Origin of the sequence: Priestia sp. FSL R5-0597, assembly GCF_038006305.1 — a bacterium.
Classification (GTDB): Bacteria; Bacillota; Bacilli; order Bacillales; family Bacillaceae_H; genus Priestia; species Priestia zanthoxyli.
Window position 1 is genome coordinate 1925894 of sequence record NZ_JBBOUZ010000001.1, and the last position, 16855, is coordinate 1942748.

Consider the following 16855-nt stretch of genomic DNA (forward strand, 5'->3'; position numbering starts at 1 on the left):
ATATCGTTTTATCTGTTTCGTTCCCTCTAGCAGTTGATTGGAGGGCAAGGTAAAGGCTCCTGCGGAAAAAGCGGATCAGGTGAGACTCCGCAGGAGCGCAAGCGACGAGGAGGCTCAGCGGCCGCCCGCGGAAAGCGAAGCCTTACACGGAAATCAACTGCGGTGTCACAAGAAGTCCAGCTCATGTATCTCATTTGTTCGTCTTTAGGCTGGATTCACTTCGTTATATCTCAACCTCAGCGAGGATCTACTTCTTCCCCGGATTTTATGTCGATTACTTTAAGGTTATTTTGAGGTGCTTTAATATCTTTACTTGCAGGCGCTGCTTTTTTATTTTCTACCCAGTCTACTAACAAATCAAAAGATTGATGAGCATATGGGAGCAGGGGCTGAAGCTCTTGATTTGGATCCGTTTGTTTATTCCACACTAAGCTATCAACGTGATTTCCGTTTTTCACAGTATAAAGGCGATGAAGATTTGCCTTGCCAGCTTTTTTAACGAGTTTTTCATAGCCTTCGGCGTGAATAGACGGGAAGATAAGTGAATCGAGAGAGCCAGTCATACTGATAAGAGGCACATCGATATCGCCCGTATTTTCTACTTTTGCTACATTTTCTTTTACGCTTTTTGGACGGGTTTGATAGCGATAATTTTCAAAGATATAGTCCCATGAACGGTCGCGCAGGCCTGATGAAGTAAAGTTTAAATAGTTGTGCCAGTTTGTTCTTCCTGGAGCTGTCGGATCAAAATGGTCACGGTAAATGTTTAAAGTAACCGCCCAGTACACTTGATCATGGTAATTCCACAGTTTTTCTGATCCTTTGGGAAGGCCGGCTTTATACATTTGTTTAATAGCTTTTTTCTGCTCTTTTCCCGTTCCGTACAGCGCTTCTTCCGCGTTGTTTACAACCGGTGTTAGTGAGCTGATTAAATTTGGCGCTTTTGCACTCCACAATACGCCTTCCCAATCGACGCCTCCATCAAATAAACGAGGCTCTTTGGTTTGTTTTGGATCGTCGTGTTCAAGTGCGTATCTGACAACGTATCCGCCGTTTGAAATGCCAATTGCATACGTGGGTACTTTATGATCGTTTCGAATCAAATCGCTTGCAGGGTTTTTTCGATTAGCCGGATTGATTAGTTTGTCTGAGTAATGAGTAGTCAAGTATTGCTGAGCTGCTTTTGTCATTTGACGATAGCGCATATTCCATTCTGCTACGCTGTCGTCATCGTTAGCAAGCGCATTTTTTACTTTAGCAAAAGGATCGGTAGGGTCACTTTCTCCTTGCGTTCCTTTATCAATCGCGGCAAACGCATAGCCTTTTTTAAGAACGTAATCGCTGAATAATAAATCGGTGGACGTTTCGTTGCGCGTAGCAGGAATGCCGGCTACCACAAGTTTTCCATTCCAGTTATCAGGAACCCGGATGACGAACTGAGCGTCTTCAAAAATTCCATTTACTTGCGTTCCTTTAACCGCAGCGGGCTGATTGATTCGATACCAGCCTGATTCATCTTCAGCTTTTCCCCAGTTATAAGGAGTAAGCCCGATGTTTCCATAGAGCGTAGCCAGCTGATATTGAGCGGGGTTTTTAGTCGTCAGCCAGTTCCCGTTCGCTCCGTCAAAATAGGTTTCTGCTGATTGATCAGCATTTGGAATGACATCTGTTTTGTTAGCAGCTTCAGCAAGAGATCCTGAAGCGGAAAAACAAAGAGCAGCAGAAAAAGTAAGCGCTATCATTTTTCGTTTCACGTTTCTTCCTCCTCATGAAAATACTCATACCTTTTAAGTAAATTCCATAAAAAAGAAAAATGTCCTGTTTTAAAATCAATTTAGAAAAAAGTTTTTGCGTTTGTTTCTAAGCTGTTTTTGTCTGACAAATAGGTAAACTGCATCCAATTCTCTAGTTTCTTTTTAGGCTGCTTATATTATAATGAAACAAGGATTAAAAAAGACAGGGTAAAACAATCGATTAAATAAGTATAAAAGAAGGTAAGGGAGTAGGTCTATGAGTAGCTTTAACAGTCAGTTTTTGTATTCCATTACAATTATTCTATTAGGATACATACTAAAACGAACAAACCTCCTTCAGCAAAAAGACGGGGAAGCTTTAGCAAGAATTATTTTTAATATTACAATGCCTTGCTTGATTATTGTTACATTCAGCAGTATTAAAATTGATGGATCGCTTATTTTACTATTAGTTATTGGGATTGTCTATGGCTTGCTGTTAGCTGCAGTCGGAATTTTTGTTTTTCGAAAAGATGAGCGAAAGGTGAAAGGCATGCTGACGATGATGATTCCAGGGTTTAATATTGGAATGTTTGCCTATCCGTTAGTAGAAGGCATTTGGGGAAAAGAAGGGCTTAAATACTTTGGTATGTTTGATGTCGGAAATGCTTTTGTTATTTTTGTTTTATGCTACGTAATTGGCAGCTACTACTCAGGGGATGATATTGACATTGAATTTAAAAAGATTTTATACAAAGTATTAAAATCGATGCCGCTTCTGACCTATGTAATCATTTGTCTTCTTGCGATTATAGGCCTTCATTTACCAGCATATGTATTAGACGTCTCAGGTATTATCTCTAAAGCGAATATGCCGCTTTCTCTTTTGCTTTTAGGCGTATATTTAAATTTTTCGTTCCAAAAAAGCTACTTAAAAAAAATTATCATGTTTTTAAGCATTCGCTACGTGATCGGACTTGGCGTAGGAATTGCGCTGTTTTTCTTGCTTCCATTTGAAGATATGTTCCGGTATACAATTTTAGTTTGTTTCATTCTACCCGTAGCGGGATCCGTTTTACCTTACGCAGTAGAATTCAAATACGATCAGAAATTTGTCGGGACCGTTTCAAATATGACCATTTTGCTGAGCTTTTTGCTGCTGTGGGGAATGACAAATATTTTAATGTGAATAACAAAGGACGCTCGCACTTGTGAGCGTCCTTTTTGATGAAAAAAGGATATTCCCAAATAAACAGAGGTAAGCTAGGAGAAGAGAAAATCCATCATACATACAACCTGACGGGAGGAAAAAACGTGGAGTCCTTAACTTTTGTTTTATTTGGCGCAACGGGTGATTTAGCAAAAAGAAAAATCTTTCCTGCTCTTTATAATTTATTTACAGACAAAAAGCTCCCTGATGCTATTTCTATTATTGGATCAGGGTACGAGCAGCTATCTCATGAGGATTTTAAAGAGCGTGTAAAGCAATCTATAAACGATTTTTCGAGACGGAAAATGGAAAGTAACGAGGAAGATTTTTTGTCGCTGTTTCATTACCAAGCAGTACACGCAAGCAAAACAGAAGATTACAAACAGCTGCTAAATCTTGTGAATGAGCAAGAAACAACTCATAGAAGTAAAGGAAATCGTTTGTTTTATTTGTCTGTAGCACCAGAATACTTCGATGTAATTGCGCTGCATATAAAAAAAAGCGGCTTGGATCAAACCGGAGGCTGGAAGCGTCTTATGATTGAGAAGCCGTTTGGACATGATCTTGCTTCAGCAAGAAAGCTTAATGAAAAGCTAAGCAGTACGTTTAAAGAAGAAGAAATTTATCGAATTGATCATTATTTAGGTAAACCGATGGTACAAAATTTAGAAGCGCTTGAATTTACGAACCCTGTACTGCAATCATTGTGGAATAACAAACACATTGCGAATGTCCAAATTACAGCAAGTGAAACAGTCGGTGTTGAAAATCGTGCAGGGTATTATGATCATACGGGAGCCATACGCGACATGATTCAAAATCATATGCTGCAGGTTCTCATGATGACAGCCATGCATCTTCCAAAACGAATTTGCTCAGAAAACATTTTAGAAGAAAAGCAAAAAGTAATGGAGTCACTGAGGAAAATTCCAGCGCAAGAAGTAGCTCGCGATGTTGTACGAGGACAATACGGAAGCGGAGAAATTGATCACAAATCTGTTAAAGGATACAAAGAAGAGCCCGGCGTAGAAGCAAACTCTAAAAATGACACGTTTGTAGCCGCTCGCTTATGGATTGATAATCCATTTTGGAAAGGTGTTCCTTTTTATATTCGAACGGGTAAACGAATGAAAGAAAAATCAACTCGTATCGTCATTGAATTTAAAGATTCGTTAAAAGGTCTGTATGAAACTCCTTATGATAAAGTAGCGCCAAACTTATTTATTATTGAAATTAGCCCAAGCGAAAACGTCGCTTTGCAGCTTAATAGCAAAAATCCATTAAAAAATGGCGTTATTGAGCCGGTTCGTATTACGTTTTCAAGAGAAGAAGAAAGTGTGCCGGAGGCATATGAACGAATTATTTACGACGCATTAATCGGCGACTCCACATTTTTTGCCCATTGGAAAGAAGTAGAGCTATCTTGGCAGTGGGTACAGCCAGTATTAGATGCATTTGAAGCTGATATGCTGCCACTTTATGAATATCCATCTGGTTCACAAGGCCCTGAAGAAGCACAAAAATTAGTTGCACAGGAAGGCTTTAAATGGTGGCTCGATGACGATGAGCATGGGGAAGCACCTGGAGTGTTTTTGCCGATTTGAAAAAGACATCTCTTTGAGGGATGTCTTTTTCACGGTTTGTATATTCTGAATTTTCTTGAGATGATTATTTTCCCTGCGTATAATCAAAAGAGTATAATCCATGAGGTATTGTGTATAGATCTATATAAAAAGACGCAGGGGGACTTTTGATGAAAACGTTAAAAATAGCGAATATACCAGGAGATGGAGTAGGGAAAGAAGTTGTTCCAGAGGCAGTTAGAGTTCTTCATACGATTGCAGAGCTTCACGGGGGATTAAAATTTGAATTTACAGAATTTCCTTGGAGCTGTGATTATTATTTGAAGTACGGACAAATGATGCCGGAAGATGGGTTACAGCAGCTTCAAGACTTTGACGGAATTTTTTTAGGAGCCGTAGGAAATTTAAATCTTGTGCCAGACCACGTGTCGCTATGGGGTCTGCTTATTAAGATTCGTCGAGAATTTCAGCAGGTAATTAATATTCGTCCGGCCAAGAGGCTAAAAGGCATCGCATCTCCACTAACGAACCCAAAAGACTTTGATTTAATTGTTGTTCGTGAAAATAGTGAAGGGGAATACAGTGAAGTAGGAGGCCGGATATATCAAGGAGAAGATCAAATTTCGATTCAAAATGCGGTTTTTTCTCGAAAGGGAACAGAACGAGCGATGCGCTATGCCTTTGAATTAGCTTCTAAAAGAAAAGCCAAAGTTACAAGCGCCACGAAGTCAAACGGAATTGTTCATTCCATGCCGTTTTGGGACGAAGTGTTTCAAGATGTTGCAAAGAGTTATCCTCATATTGAAACAGATTCCCAGCACATCGATGCGCTGGCGGCTTTCTTCGTAACAAATCCAAGTCGTTTTGATGTCATTGTGGCAAGCAATTTATTTGGAGATATTTTAACAGATATAGGAGCTGCTATTATGGGGAGTATTGGCGTTGCTCCTGCTGCAAATATTAATGTGAACGGAAAATATCCTTCGATGTTTGAACCGGTGCACGGGTCTGCTCCTGATATTGTCGGAAAAGGAATTGCAAATCCAATCGGACAGATTTGGACGGCTAAAATGATGTTGGATCATTTCGGTGAACAAGAATTAGGCAGTCATTTGTTAGAGGTTATTGAGCAAGTGACGGAATCGGGTATCATTACACCAGATGTTGGAGGCAGCGCAACTACTAGTGAAGTAACGGATCAAATTATTTCTCATTTAAAAAAGTGACGCTTCTAAAAGAGGCTGGGATAAAAGTAATGTAGTTGAAGGGAAACCCGAACGATTAATCGTTCGGATTTTTTCATTGTGATGGTGAATGTAGGTTTCATTTATTGATTTGTTTCTATAGAAAAATGAAATCGATAAATACATGTTGACACTTACATATATGAACCCTATAATAGTTTGAGTTGAGATAATTCGTATACATATTATTTATGGACTATGCTTTAGTTTGTTTTAATAAATAGGTACGAATGAAAAGATAAAAGGAGGAAAATCATGCAGAAATCGAAATTATGGACAAAAGATTTTTTAGCGGTCTCACTGACTAGCTTTTTTGTTTTTGTCATTTTTTATATGTTAACTGTCACATTGCCGCTGTTTGCAACGGATGAACTTCATGCAAGTAAGCAAAGCTTAGGGTTAATTGTGACAATTTTTTTAGTCTCCGGCATTGTGTTCAGACCGCTAGCCGGTAAGTGGATGACAACATTAGGACAAAAGAAAGTCCTATTAATAGGTGTCTTCATCTTTTTAATTGGTTCTATTTTATATATGAATATCCACTCATTATCAGCGCTGCTGCTGCTGCGTGTGCTTCATGGTATTGGTTTTGGAATGAGCACAACTGCTACAGGAGCAATTGTTGCAAATGTAATCCCTGAACAGAGAAAAGGAGAAGGGATGGGATACTATGCGACGTTCATGAATTTAGCGATGGTAGTGGGTCCGTTTGTAGGCTTAACGTTAACAAATACTTTGGGTCATACAGCGGTCTTTACCGTTGCGATTGTATCTTCTGTTTTAGCAGCATTATGCAGTTTAGTACTTCGTGTACCTGAGGTGGAGCCAGCTTCTTCTGCAACAAATAAAATACAGCCAGCTAAAGGTCTTGCGGCGTTTTTTGAATACCGTTCGCTGCCTATTTCTGTTGCTGGCCTTGTGGTAGCTTTTTCATATGCAAGTGTTATTTCGTTTGTGTCTATGTATGCAAAAGAAATGGGCTTTACGCAAGCTTCAAGCTTTTTCTTTGTTGTATACGCGGTGTGCTTATTAGCTTCTAGACCTTTTACTGGAAAATGGTTTGATCAATACGGAGAAAACAGCGTGGTATATCCGTCCATTTTATCTCTAGCTATCGGTATCTTTTTGCTTAGCCAAGCGACAACAAGCTGGGTGTTTTTATTAGCTGGAGCATTGATTGGATTAGGATTTGGAACGATTACATCAAGTTTTCAATCCATTGCTGTAAAAAAAGCTTCTCCTCATCGCCGAGGTGTCGCCACGGCTACGTTTTTTGTGTTTTTTGACTCTGGAATGGGGTTAGGGTCCTTTTTATTAGGTATTTTATCTACAGCAGCCGGATATAAAGGAATGTATGTATTCTGTTCCATTGTTGCTCTTTTAGCTATAGCAGTATACCTTGTATTGCACGGCCGAAAAAGCCAGAAACAGCGTATTATTTCTCAAAATGAATCATTAGGAAAATAATATAAATAAAAAAAGGCGTGCTCAAGGGGAGCATGCCTTTTTTATTTATGGAGCTCTAAAGAAAACGGTTGTGAGCACATCGATATTGAAGCCTTCCTGATTTCTTTAGAGATTTCTTTTATTCCACTTCTTCTTTTGTAATCCACTCACTGGACCATGTCTGAATTTCCTGAATTACCGGCGCCAGTGCTAATCCTTTGTCGGATAGCGAATACTCGATTCGAACAGGAGTTTCCGGAATAACCGTACGAATGACGATTCCTTCATGCTCTAATTCTTTTAAGCGCTCGGATAAGAGCCTTCCGCTTACTGGAAGTGCTTCTTGCATTTGAGAAAACCGCTGTGAGCCGGAAAGTAGCTGAAAAATGATCAAACTCGTCCAACGTTTCGTTAGTATAGTAACAGCCTTTTCAAAACGCGGGCAGAGTGCTAAACCGTCCATGTTATTACCTCCATTCTCTTCCTATATTATAAAACAAAGTCAGCATTTTATCTAGTGTTGTGTAATTTAATTACTTAAAGAACATAAATTACTTTACGTTTTTATATTTTAATTATATAATTTATATAATTAAAGAAGTTAATTACTAAAAGTAACAAAGAGAACATAAAAGCTTTACAAGATAAATGTATCGTCATATAATACTTTAAGCAAGTAAAGTTACTTACTTTTAGTAAGCTAATACATCAATTAAAAAAGATAAATGTAGTGAAGTGCTAGAAAAAATATTTGTTCATGTGAGAGATTGAGCACAATGTGAAAAGAGTAGATAAGTGAAAGACACATAAGAGGAGGAAATGACTGTGATTAACGAAAAAGTTGTTTCAATTTTAAAAGATAAAATTAATGTAGTAAAAAATGATGATCATTTTATTTATATAGTAGGACCTATCACGCTTCCGGTGAATCTAGATGGAGAGACTCAAGTATTTAGTTGGTATTCATGGTTGCGTTCTGATAATGTAAAAGAAGGATCTTTAAGTACGGAAGAGCTTATTGAAAAAATGCAAGGAGCTAATTTAGCTGACATGCAGCAATCGAGTGTTCTTGTGTACGGAGATTTTCAAGAATCGCATGAGGCACTCATTCGTATGCACAGTATCTGCCATACGGGAGACATATTCGGAAGCAAACGCTGCGACTGTGGTTTTCAATTAAAACAATCGATGAAAATGATTGTCGAAAATGGAAGCGGAGCGCTATTTTATTTAGCAAATCATGAAGGACGCGGCATTGGCCTATTCAGCAAAGCAATGGCATACGTTCTTCAAGAAAACGGATTTGATACGGTAGAGGCGAATGAAGGGTTAGGATTTGAAGATGATACTCGCAGCTATAGCGAGGCCATCAGTGTGTTAAAAGTGCTGCGTCAAAAACCTGTTACGCTGATTACGAATAATCCGAAAAAGCTAATCGCACTTGAGAAAAACGGCGCACTTTTATCAGGGCGCGTTCCACTTTGGGGAGATGTATCTCAGTTTAATGAAAAGTATCTAGACACCAAAGTTAAACGTTCAGGACACTTAAAAGAGGAGGTTCTTCTTTGATCAATCACGAATTTTATATGAATATAGCTTTACAAAACGCAAAAGCAACAAAAGGACAAACAGATCCAAATCCGCTTGTAGGATCTGTCATTGTAAACGATAATCGAATCGTTGGAATCGGTACGCATTTAAAAGCGGGAGAGCCTCACGCTGAAATTCATGCGCTGCGAATGGCTGGCGAACAAGCACAAGGAGCGACTGCTTATGTAACGCTAGAGCCTTGTTCACACCACGGACGTACAGGTCCTTGTGCTGAAGCGCTGGTTGAAGCCGGTGTAAAGAAAGTGGTCATAGCAACTTTAGACCCCAACCCTTTAGTAGCAGGTAATGGAGTTGAAATTTTAGAAAAAGCAGGCATTGAGGTCATAACAGGTGTATGTGAAGAAGAGTCACGTCAAATGAACGAAGTCTTCAATAAGTATATTGTAACGAAGAAGCCGTTTGTTTCGTTAAAGTCAGCGATTACGTTAGACGGTAAAATAGCTACTGCTTTTTCTCACAGCAAGTGGATTACGTCTGAGGCAGCTCGTTTGGATGTACATCAGCTTCGTCATGAAACGGCGGGTATCTTAGTAGGGGTGAACACGGTCATTAAGGACAACCCCGAGCTGACAACTCGCATCGAAGGCGGCCGAAGCCCGATTCGTATTGTGATGGATTCGAAGTTGCGTATGCCCCTTGATTCCAAGCTAGCAACGGATTCTTTAGCCCCAACATGGGTATTTACAAGTCAGGGCTATTCAAAAGAAAAAAAAGAACAGCTTGAGAAACAAGGCGTCGAAGTATTTGTCACAAGCGGTGAGGACAAAGTAAATCTTGAAGATATGCTTTCTATACTAGGTGAGAAATTTGTGTCGTCTCTTTTAATTGAAGGAGGCGGCGAAGTGAATGCCGCATTTCTAGAAAATCGTTTAATTGATAAATTGGTGCTGTATATGGCTCCAAAGCTTTCAGGAGGAAAAGAAGCTCCTACTTTTCTAGAAGGAAAAGGCGTAGAAAAGATGTGGGATGCAGTGGACGTGGAGCGTCTTTCTGTTACTTCAATTGGTAAAGACTTTAAATTTGTTGGATATCCTGTTTATAAATGAAAAATGTAAATGAGGCTGGAACAAAAATATGTTAGTTGAAGGAAAATCCGAACGATTTATCGTTCGGATTTTTTAGAGAAGAAAAATAATACACTATTTTACTCTTATAGATTAATTTGCTATTATAGGGAATGGTCAATTTCGAAACATTGCATAAATTTTTAACGTGTTTACAGTTGACTATCTAAATAAAAGCACTATATGTTTATAGAGAGAATATATTATGTGAAAGTAAGGGTGAGAAAAGAGATGAGAGAGTATAGAATTGGGAGTGTTATGAGAGACCTTCGCAAAATGGCAGGGTTGACACAACAAGAATTATCAAGAGACATTTGTACACAAGCGCAAATCAGCAAAATTGAAAATGGTGAAGAATATCCATCAAGCATTACCCTCTATAAAATTTCTAAGCGCCTTGGCGTAGATGTTAACTACTTTTTTGATAGTGTAGAATCACCTCGACTTGATTACGTAGATGCGGTTCAATCGTTAATTCGTCAATATATTCGTCAGAGAGATTATGATGCTATTCATAATATCATTGTAAAAGAAAAAGAAAGTCCCCTGTTTCAAAATCCGCTGAACAAGCAGTTTTTAATGTGGCACGAAGGTATTTGCGTGTATTACATTCATCATAATAAAGAAGATGCGCTGTCTAAAATGTACCAAGCGATCGAGCTTACTAAGCAATCGGCAACGTTTTATAAAGAAAGAGAAATTGAAATTTTAAATAGCATTGGGATTATTCTTTATGAAGAGAAAGAGTATGAACAGGCTCTAGATACATATCAAACAGCACTCAAAAGCTTAAATGAGCTGCCCCAAACAAAAGACGAAAATATAAAAATTAGAATTTTAAATGCACTTGCCAAAACGCTTGGAGATATGAGTAACTATGATGAATCATTGATATATAGCAACCGAGGAATCGATTTGTGCATTAGTAATGAATCAATGTATTTATTTGGAGAACTTCATTACCAAGCAGGAGAGAGCTTAATCAAATTAGGTAAAATTGAACAAGGTAAAGAATATATGGAAAAGTCTATGACCATTTTCACCTTGCAGCGAAACGAGCGATTCGTCAAGCTAGTAGAAAAAGAACTTGAAGCTCTATTTGTTTAAAATATTCCTATCATTATAATTTTTGAGAAATTTCTATCAAAATGGAGGAAATCCATGGTTTTAAGGTGATAAATGCTGATAGAAAGGAATTCATCTACTTTTATCCTGTGATACACTAGAGTCAAATCAAAGAAAGAGGAGGAAATAATTATGAAAAAAGTATTAGTCGGTATGGCATTAGCGTTTACATTAGTAGCAGGTGTTGCTTCAGTTGGAACAAGCGTAGCAACAGGAGATTTTTCAACATTAGGTCTTCCAAGCCAACATTAATAAAAAAAGCCGTGCTAAAAAGCACGGCTTTTTTTATTGTGTTTTACTAGACTGATCTTTGTTGCGTTTGTTTCCCTTTGAATTATCCCCGCTTGAAATTTCTTCACCCATTTCAACAAGGTGGTGCTGCGTTTTTGGATTACTTTGATTAGCGCTTCCTTTGTTATTCTTTTTTGTCATATCCATTCTCCTTTAAAACGATGGCAATGCATCGAGATTATTTGTTTTGTCATGGTCAGGAATGCTGCGAATATACGTACCGCCGTCTTTCCCTACAAAGGTACTCACATGCTCAACGTCCCCAGCTTCTACTTTCTTTAACGCTTCTTCATAGGTTAAAACGTCTCCTGAAGCCGTTTGGAATTCTAAAAGGTCACCGTCTGCATTTTTACGTACTGCAACGAAACGTTCTTTCATACAAATAAACACCTTCCTTTACATCTATATGGTTGCTGAAATAGTCGTTTTTATTCATTATAAAAAGTGATAAGGTAAAGAAAAGAGTGCAAAGGGGATAAAAAATGACAACATTTAATTGGCATGATCAAGCTCAAGACGAGTGGAACCAAAAAGTATCATTTTGGAATAGCCGAAGTGAAGAAATGTGGAAAAACGGAAGTCGGAAAACAGTGATTCCATTTGTTCAAAAACATCTTAAATCAGGTGGTATAGTGGCAGACGTGGGCTGCGGTGATGGGTTTGGAACGTCTCTTCTAGCTGCTTCTGGATACAAAACAATCGGTCTTGATTTATCGGAAGAAATGATTCAAAAAGCATCGCAGCTGCATAAAAGTGAAAATTTGTCGTTCGCTCAAGCTGATATTATGAAGCTCCCGCTGTCTTCTGAATCAGTAGAAGGGGTTATGGTAATCAATGCGTTAGAATGGACTGAGCATCCTCGATTAGCTTTGAAGGAATTGTACCGAGTTGTAAAACCAGGAGGATATGCATGCGTAGGTATTCTTGGGCCAACTGCTCAGCCTCGTACCAACAGTTATCAAAGACTATATGGGGAAGACGTTATTTGCAATACGATGATGCCGTGGGAGTTTGAACAGCTTGCAAAAGAAAATGGATGGGAAGTAATCGATGGCGAAGGTGTATATAAGCGAAATGTTACTGATAAGCTGATTGGACAGCTCCCAAATGAATTAAAGCAAGCCTTAACGTTTCTATGGCTATTTATGCTCAAGAAACAATAAAAACAGCACGCGTCTCCTTATATGTAGCTGTACAAAGGGTACACTACAAACTGGAGGTGAGTGACATGAGTAAAATTAAAAAAGACCGCTCAAAATCAGAGCTAGGTTCACCAAATGTAGAAGGACAAGGGACGACCACTTCTGAACAAGGTGTTCAAAGCAGTTCAGCTAACAAAAAGCAGAAGCGTTCATAACAAAAATAAAACGAACTTGCAGGGAGAACAACGAGCTCACTGCAAGTTCGTTTTATTTACGGTGTCATCTTTATAAGTAAGAAGGTATTGTCTGCAAGATTGCAGATAGCTTATAATAAAATCTGAGCCAATAATTGTAATTTTCTACAAGCTTGGTTTCCATTCGATGTAAAGCGGAGGTGTAATAAATGGTGAATAAAAGATATTTACCGGATACTGCAGCGTCTCATGCAAAGCCTGATATTAGAGAGGCGATACTTTGCATGGGGTGGACGGTTTAGTAATAGACATCGCCTAACCGAGCATATCTCATTTCTAATATATACGGCTTTGCCCCTTATTGTATAAGCAAAATCACATAAGGAGCTGGCAGAAATGACGTATGTAAAAGCAACAAATATTTTACCTGAAGAGCTGATTAGTGAAATTCAAAAATATATTCAAGGAGAAACCATTTATATTCCGAAGCCGCAGAAGGCAAGGAAGAAATGGGGCACTTGCTCTGGTGGAAGAAAGTTGATTGACGAGCGAAACGAACAGATTAAGACGTTGTTCAAAAAAGGAGCTTCAATCGAGGAGCTAGCCCGTGAATACTTCTTATCAACCGAAACCATCAAAAAAATTGTATATAAAAAGCAACGGTAAAAATCAAGCGCGGGCGACTGAATGCCCGCGCTTTTTTAGGTATAGTTTATTTCTGATTTATTTTTTACATTTCGTAAAAGGAATCCATACGGTAAAGTAAAAAGTAGCTGATTACCTGAAGAAGGAGTGAAGAACGTGGAAGCGTTTATAAGAAATGATCAATATAACTTTATCAAAAGCCAAACGCAAATTCTTATCAATGGGTATGGAACAGTGAACAATTCCGATGTGCTGCAGGCTTTAAAAGCTCTTGCAAAAGAAAAAGTATTAAACGCGTTTGAAGTTCTTACTGAGGAACAGGAAGAGTTATTGCTACCGGTTGCTGAAGTTAAAAATAAAGAACAAGCAGAAGTGTTTTTAGAAACGATAAAGCCTTACGTGATTCCATTTAAATCGTTTACAGAAGCTGGCGTGAAAAAATTGTTTCCGAAAGTGAAAAAGTTAAAGATTCCTTCAGTTGATACCATTGATCTAGGGAGCATTTCATATGTTAGCTGGGTCGATAAAGGCTCAAACAAAAAGTTTATCGTAGCGCAGGATCTCTATACTCAGAAGCTAAAAGGTATTCAAGGAACGTTTAAGCCTATCAACCAGAAGGGAATATGCACGCTTTGCCACAGCTACGAAGAAGTCGGTATGTTCACTGCTGAAATCAAAGGAACTGTTCAAGGAACATTTACCCAACGAGGAAATTATATTTGTCAAGATAGCGAAGCGTGTAATCAAAACTTGCTTACCTTAGAGCGGCTTCATGATTTTATGTTAAGGCTTAGTAAATAACATGAGGCTAATAAGAAGAATACAAAAAAAGAAGGTTCAGTCCCTATACTTTTGGTGAGACTGAGCCTTCTTTGTCTATCTGTTTTTCTCGATTGGATTGTCACGATAGCTAATCCAATCGCTCCAGCTGCCGGCATATAATTTTACATTTGGAAAACCGGCTGATTTTAAAGCTAAAACGTTAGGGCAAGCAGATACACCCGATCGGCAGTATACAATGATTTCAGTATGAGAATCAATAGCAGAAAAGATCTCTTTCCACTCTTTATCTGTTTTCCATAAACCTTCTGAAGTTAAGACATCTTGCCAAAAAGAATGAATGGCGCCAGGAATATGTCCTGCTATAAAATCAATAGGTTCTTCTAAGCCTAGATACCGCTTTTCTTCACGAGAATCGATAAGAACGACATTAGGATTATGAAGGTTTTCTTTTACGTATTCAACTCCTGCAAGTCCCCAGTCTTGTTGAACGAAAGGTACAAAAGTTTGAGGAGAAGATGCTGGAACGCTCTTAGTTGTTTCGTATCCCGATTTTTTCCAGTTAGTAAAACCTCCATTTAAAATTTGTACGTATTCAATTCCTATATATCGCAGTAGCCACCATGCTCTTGAAGCCATCATTCCGTTTTGTTCATCATAAACGACGACTCTGGAATCAGCATTAATTCCTAAGCTGCCGAGCTTCTGAGCGAGCTTTTGAACATCGGGCAGCGGGTGTCTGCCTCCGTGAGAAGTAGCCACAGAGGACAAATCTTTTTCTAAATCCAAATAATGAGCATCCGGGAGGTGCTCATTTTGATAAGCATCTGCTCCTGCCTCAGGCTTTCCAAGGGTAAATCGGCAGTCAAGCAACACAATGGAGTGTTGGGGTTGCTGTAATGCAGTATGTAAGTCAGCCGGTGAAATAATAGTGTTCATAACATTCACATCCTTTTACCAAAATTCTAGTTGAAATAAATAAAAATGAAAAGCTTTAAATATAAATTACGGCAAAGGTATGCTGCTTTCCTTCAATTATTCCCCATAGAATAATTGACCATTTTAGCGCTTATCTGATGCAGAGTGAAATGCTCTTGTGCTACAGTTATAGTAAGAGTTACATAGTATAAGTTAAATACTCAGCGCAATGTCATACTTACTATTGATGAGAAGGAGAGAGAAAGATGCAAACAAATGAAAAGAAAGAATTTAAACTGATTGCACTAGATATGGATGGAACCCTGCTGAACGATCAGCAAGAAATTTCTGAAGAAAATCGTGCGGCCATTGCTAAAGCTCAAGAACAAGGTGTTCATGTGGTATTAAGCACGGGGCGATCTCTTTTAACATGCCGTGAATACGCGCAGTCTCTTCAGCTGTCTTCTTACCTTATTACAGTAAACGGAAGTGAAATTTGGGATGAATCTGGACAGCTTGTAGAACGAAAGTTAATTGATGCTTCACACATTGAGAAAATGTGGAATCTAACGCAAGAGCATAAGCTTAACTTCTGGGCTGTGACGACGGATAAAGTATGGAGAGATGAATTTCCAGAAGATATTGCTTCACAGGAATGGCTGAAGTTTGGCTACGATATTCCAGATGATGCTTTACGAGAAGAAGTGCTGAAACAAATAGCAGGCATTTCAGATTTTGAAATCAGCAATTCTAGTTTAACGAATCTAGAAATTAATGCACTTGGTATTAACAAAGCAAAAGGGATCATGACTGTATGTGAACGTTTGGGCATTTCAATGGATGAAGTCATTGCAATGGGAGACAGCTTAAATGATATGGCTATGATTGAAGCGGCAGGTTGTGGAATCGCCATGGGAAATGCTCAGGAAGCTGTAAAAGAAGCAGCGGACTGGGTGACAGATACAAATGTCAACAACGGAGTAGCGAAGGCTATCAGCCACTGGGTACTGAAATAACAGTAGCTCTACACAGCAGGCGGCACTGTTGCACCACTTAACTACTTTCCGCATAAACTGATACTGGATGCCTCCCTTAGAGTTCGTCTTATACGTATATATAAGGAGAAGCCATCTAGTTAAGGAGTGGGGAGTATGAGCGATTTATCATTAGACAAGCTGTTAAAAAAAGCAGAAAATAAGCTGCAGAATGTACATGAAATAGTGCAAGAAAAAGCGTACGAACTCATTAGGCAAGCATATAAAGAAAGTATATTTATTGTGATCACTGAAGGATTTAGATCGATAGAGCAGCAGCATAAACTATATTCACAAGGCCGAACAACACCAGGAAGTATCGTGACTAATGCCAAAGGCGGCTATTCTTATCATAATTATGGACTAGCTATTGATATTGCGCTGCTTGATAACAACGGAGAAGTTGACTGGACCATTGATCGAAGATGGAACAAAGCGGGAGAGGTAGGAAAAAGGATCGGGTTGGAATGGGGAGGAGATTGGAAAAGCTTAAAAGATTATCCTCATTTTCAATATACATTCGGTTTATCTTTGTCGGAGCTTCGAAGTGGAAAAAAACCTGAGAAACAGACGGAAAAGGTTTCAAGAGTGCTAATTGAATACGGAGATCGAGGAAATCAAGTACAGTTAATTCAACGTATGCTTATTCACTTAGGCTATTCTCTTTTTGGAGGAGCAGACGGTATATTCGGGTCTTCCACTCTCAAAGCGGTAAAAGCTTTTCAACAAGCACTTTATTTGCAGGTAGATGGAATAGTTGGACCGAAGACACTCGAAAAACTCTATGGAAATTTTAATAAAACTATGTTCTAAATAACCATAAAAATATGAGAAC

19 protein-coding genes are annotated in these 16855 nt (G+C 38.7%); 14 read left to right on the forward strand and 5 right to left on the reverse strand.

The window, feature by feature from the left end; translation table 11 throughout:
* The first annotated feature begins 33 nt into the window (after positions 1-33).
* Positions 34-294 (forward strand): hypothetical protein, encoded by a 261-nt coding sequence (locus MKX72_RS09775; RefSeq protein ID WP_155008185.1) that lies wholly within the window; start codon positions 34-36, stop codon positions 292-294.
* On the opposite strand, the gene MKX72_RS09780 is transcribed toward MKX72_RS09775, so the two are convergent.
* On the reverse strand, positions 237-1754 hold the full coding sequence (locus tag MKX72_RS09780; protein WP_155008184.1) for an alpha/beta hydrolase: 1518 nt from the start codon (positions 1752-1754) through the stop codon (positions 237-239). The genes MKX72_RS09775 and MKX72_RS09780 overlap by 58 nt on opposite strands.
* A gap of 256 nt (positions 1755-2010) precedes the next feature.
* Here MKX72_RS09780 and MKX72_RS09785 point away from each other — a divergent pair, with 256 nt between their 5' ends.
* From MKX72_RS09785 to MKX72_RS09800, 4 genes are all read left to right on the forward strand, one after another.
* Entirely contained in the window at positions 2011-2922 is a 912-nt protein-coding gene (locus MKX72_RS09785) for an AEC family transporter (RefSeq protein ID WP_028413669.1), read from the forward strand.
* A 125-nt stretch (positions 2923-3047) separates the two neighbouring features.
* Positions 3048-4547 (forward strand): glucose-6-phosphate dehydrogenase, encoded by a 1500-nt coding sequence (gene zwf, locus MKX72_RS09790; protein WP_186808523.1) that lies wholly within the window; start codon positions 3048-3050, stop codon positions 4545-4547.
* A 149-nt stretch (positions 4548-4696) separates the two neighbouring features.
* On the forward strand, positions 4697-5752 hold the full coding sequence (locus MKX72_RS09795) for a tartrate dehydrogenase (protein WP_033578751.1): 1056 nt from the start codon (positions 4697-4699) through the stop codon (positions 5750-5752).
* 273 nt (positions 5753-6025) lie between these two features.
* Positions 6026-7237 carry an MFS transporter gene (locus tag MKX72_RS09800; protein ID WP_028413667.1) on the forward strand — a complete coding sequence of 404 codons (1212 nt, stop codon included), beginning with the start codon at positions 6026-6028 and terminating at the stop codon, positions 7235-7237.
* Between the two features lie 118 nt (positions 7238-7355).
* Here the strand turns inward: MKX72_RS09800 and MKX72_RS09805 are convergent, their stop codons facing one another.
* Entirely contained in the window at positions 7356-7679 is a 324-nt protein-coding gene (locus tag MKX72_RS09805) for a winged helix-turn-helix transcriptional regulator (RefSeq protein WP_014460492.1), read from the reverse strand.
* Positions 7680-8035: 356 nt separating this feature from the next.
* Between MKX72_RS09805 and MKX72_RS09810 the strand changes: the two genes are divergently transcribed.
* The 3 genes from MKX72_RS09810 to MKX72_RS09820 all read left to right on the forward strand — a co-directional run bounded on the left by MKX72_RS09810 (position 8036) and on the right by MKX72_RS09820 (position 10998).
* Positions 8036-8785 carry a GTP cyclohydrolase II gene (locus MKX72_RS09810; protein ID WP_028413666.1) on the forward strand — a complete coding sequence of 250 codons (750 nt, stop codon included), beginning with the start codon at positions 8036-8038 and terminating at the stop codon, positions 8783-8785.
* Positions 8782-9873: a bifunctional diaminohydroxyphosphoribosylaminopyrimidine deaminase/5-amino-6-(5-phosphoribosylamino)uracil reductase RibD gene (gene ribD / locus MKX72_RS09815; RefSeq protein WP_033578754.1), complete on the forward strand. Its 1092-nt coding sequence runs from the start codon at positions 8782-8784 to the stop codon at positions 9871-9873. The genes MKX72_RS09810 and ribD overlap by 4 nt, the downstream gene beginning before the upstream one ends.
* A 249-nt stretch (positions 9874-10122) precedes the next feature.
* On the forward strand, positions 10123-10998 hold the full coding sequence (locus MKX72_RS09820) for a helix-turn-helix domain-containing protein (RefSeq protein WP_014460489.1): 876 nt from the start codon (positions 10123-10125) through the stop codon (positions 10996-10998).
* Between the two features lie 303 nt (positions 10999-11301).
* On the opposite strand, the gene MKX72_RS09825 is transcribed toward MKX72_RS09820, so the two are convergent.
* Positions 11302-11448: a hypothetical protein gene (locus tag MKX72_RS09825; RefSeq protein WP_013056671.1), complete on the reverse strand. Its 147-nt coding sequence runs from the start codon at positions 11446-11448 to the stop codon at positions 11302-11304.
* A gap of 12 nt (positions 11449-11460) precedes the next feature.
* On the reverse strand, positions 11461-11685 hold the full coding sequence (locus tag MKX72_RS09830; RefSeq protein ID WP_013056672.1) for a DUF3892 domain-containing protein: 225 nt from the start codon (positions 11683-11685) through the stop codon (positions 11461-11463).
* 104 nt (positions 11686-11789) lie between these two features.
* Between MKX72_RS09830 and MKX72_RS09835 the strand changes: the two genes are divergently transcribed.
* From MKX72_RS09835 to MKX72_RS09850, 4 genes are all read left to right on the forward strand, one after another.
* Positions 11790-12470 (forward strand): class I SAM-dependent methyltransferase, encoded by a 681-nt coding sequence (locus MKX72_RS09835; protein ID WP_028413664.1) that lies wholly within the window; start codon positions 11790-11792, stop codon positions 12468-12470.
* Between the two features lie 65 nt (positions 12471-12535).
* Positions 12536-12664, forward strand: a complete 129-nt coding sequence (locus tag MKX72_RS09840; RefSeq protein ID WP_013056674.1) for a YuzL family protein — start codon at positions 12536-12538, stop codon at positions 12662-12664.
* A gap of 366 nt (positions 12665-13030) precedes the next feature.
* Positions 13031-13309: a CD3324 family protein gene (locus MKX72_RS09845; RefSeq protein WP_285852074.1), complete on the forward strand. Its 279-nt coding sequence runs from the start codon at positions 13031-13033 to the stop codon at positions 13307-13309.
* Positions 13310-13444: 135 nt separating this feature from the next.
* Entirely contained in the window at positions 13445-14089 is a 645-nt protein-coding gene (locus MKX72_RS09850; protein ID WP_028413662.1) for a FusB/FusC family EF-G-binding protein, read from the forward strand.
* Positions 14090-14164: 75 nt separating this feature from the next.
* On the opposite strand, the gene MKX72_RS09855 is transcribed toward MKX72_RS09850, so the two are convergent.
* The gene (locus MKX72_RS09855) at positions 14165-15007 is read right to left on the reverse strand and encodes a sulfurtransferase (protein ID WP_155008182.1); all 843 of its coding nucleotides are present in this window, start codon (positions 15005-15007) and stop codon (positions 14165-14167) included.
* Between the two features lie 245 nt (positions 15008-15252).
* On the opposite strand from MKX72_RS09855, the gene MKX72_RS09860 reads away from it, so the two are divergent.
* Entirely contained in the window at positions 15253-16002 is a 750-nt protein-coding gene (locus MKX72_RS09860; protein WP_028413660.1) for a Cof-type HAD-IIB family hydrolase, read from the forward strand.
* 135 nt (positions 16003-16137) lie between these two features.
* Positions 16138-16833 carry a peptidoglycan-binding protein gene (locus MKX72_RS09865; protein ID WP_034268286.1) on the forward strand — a complete coding sequence of 232 codons (696 nt, stop codon included), beginning with the start codon at positions 16138-16140 and terminating at the stop codon, positions 16831-16833.
* The last annotated feature ends 22 nt before the right edge of the window (positions 16834-16855 follow it).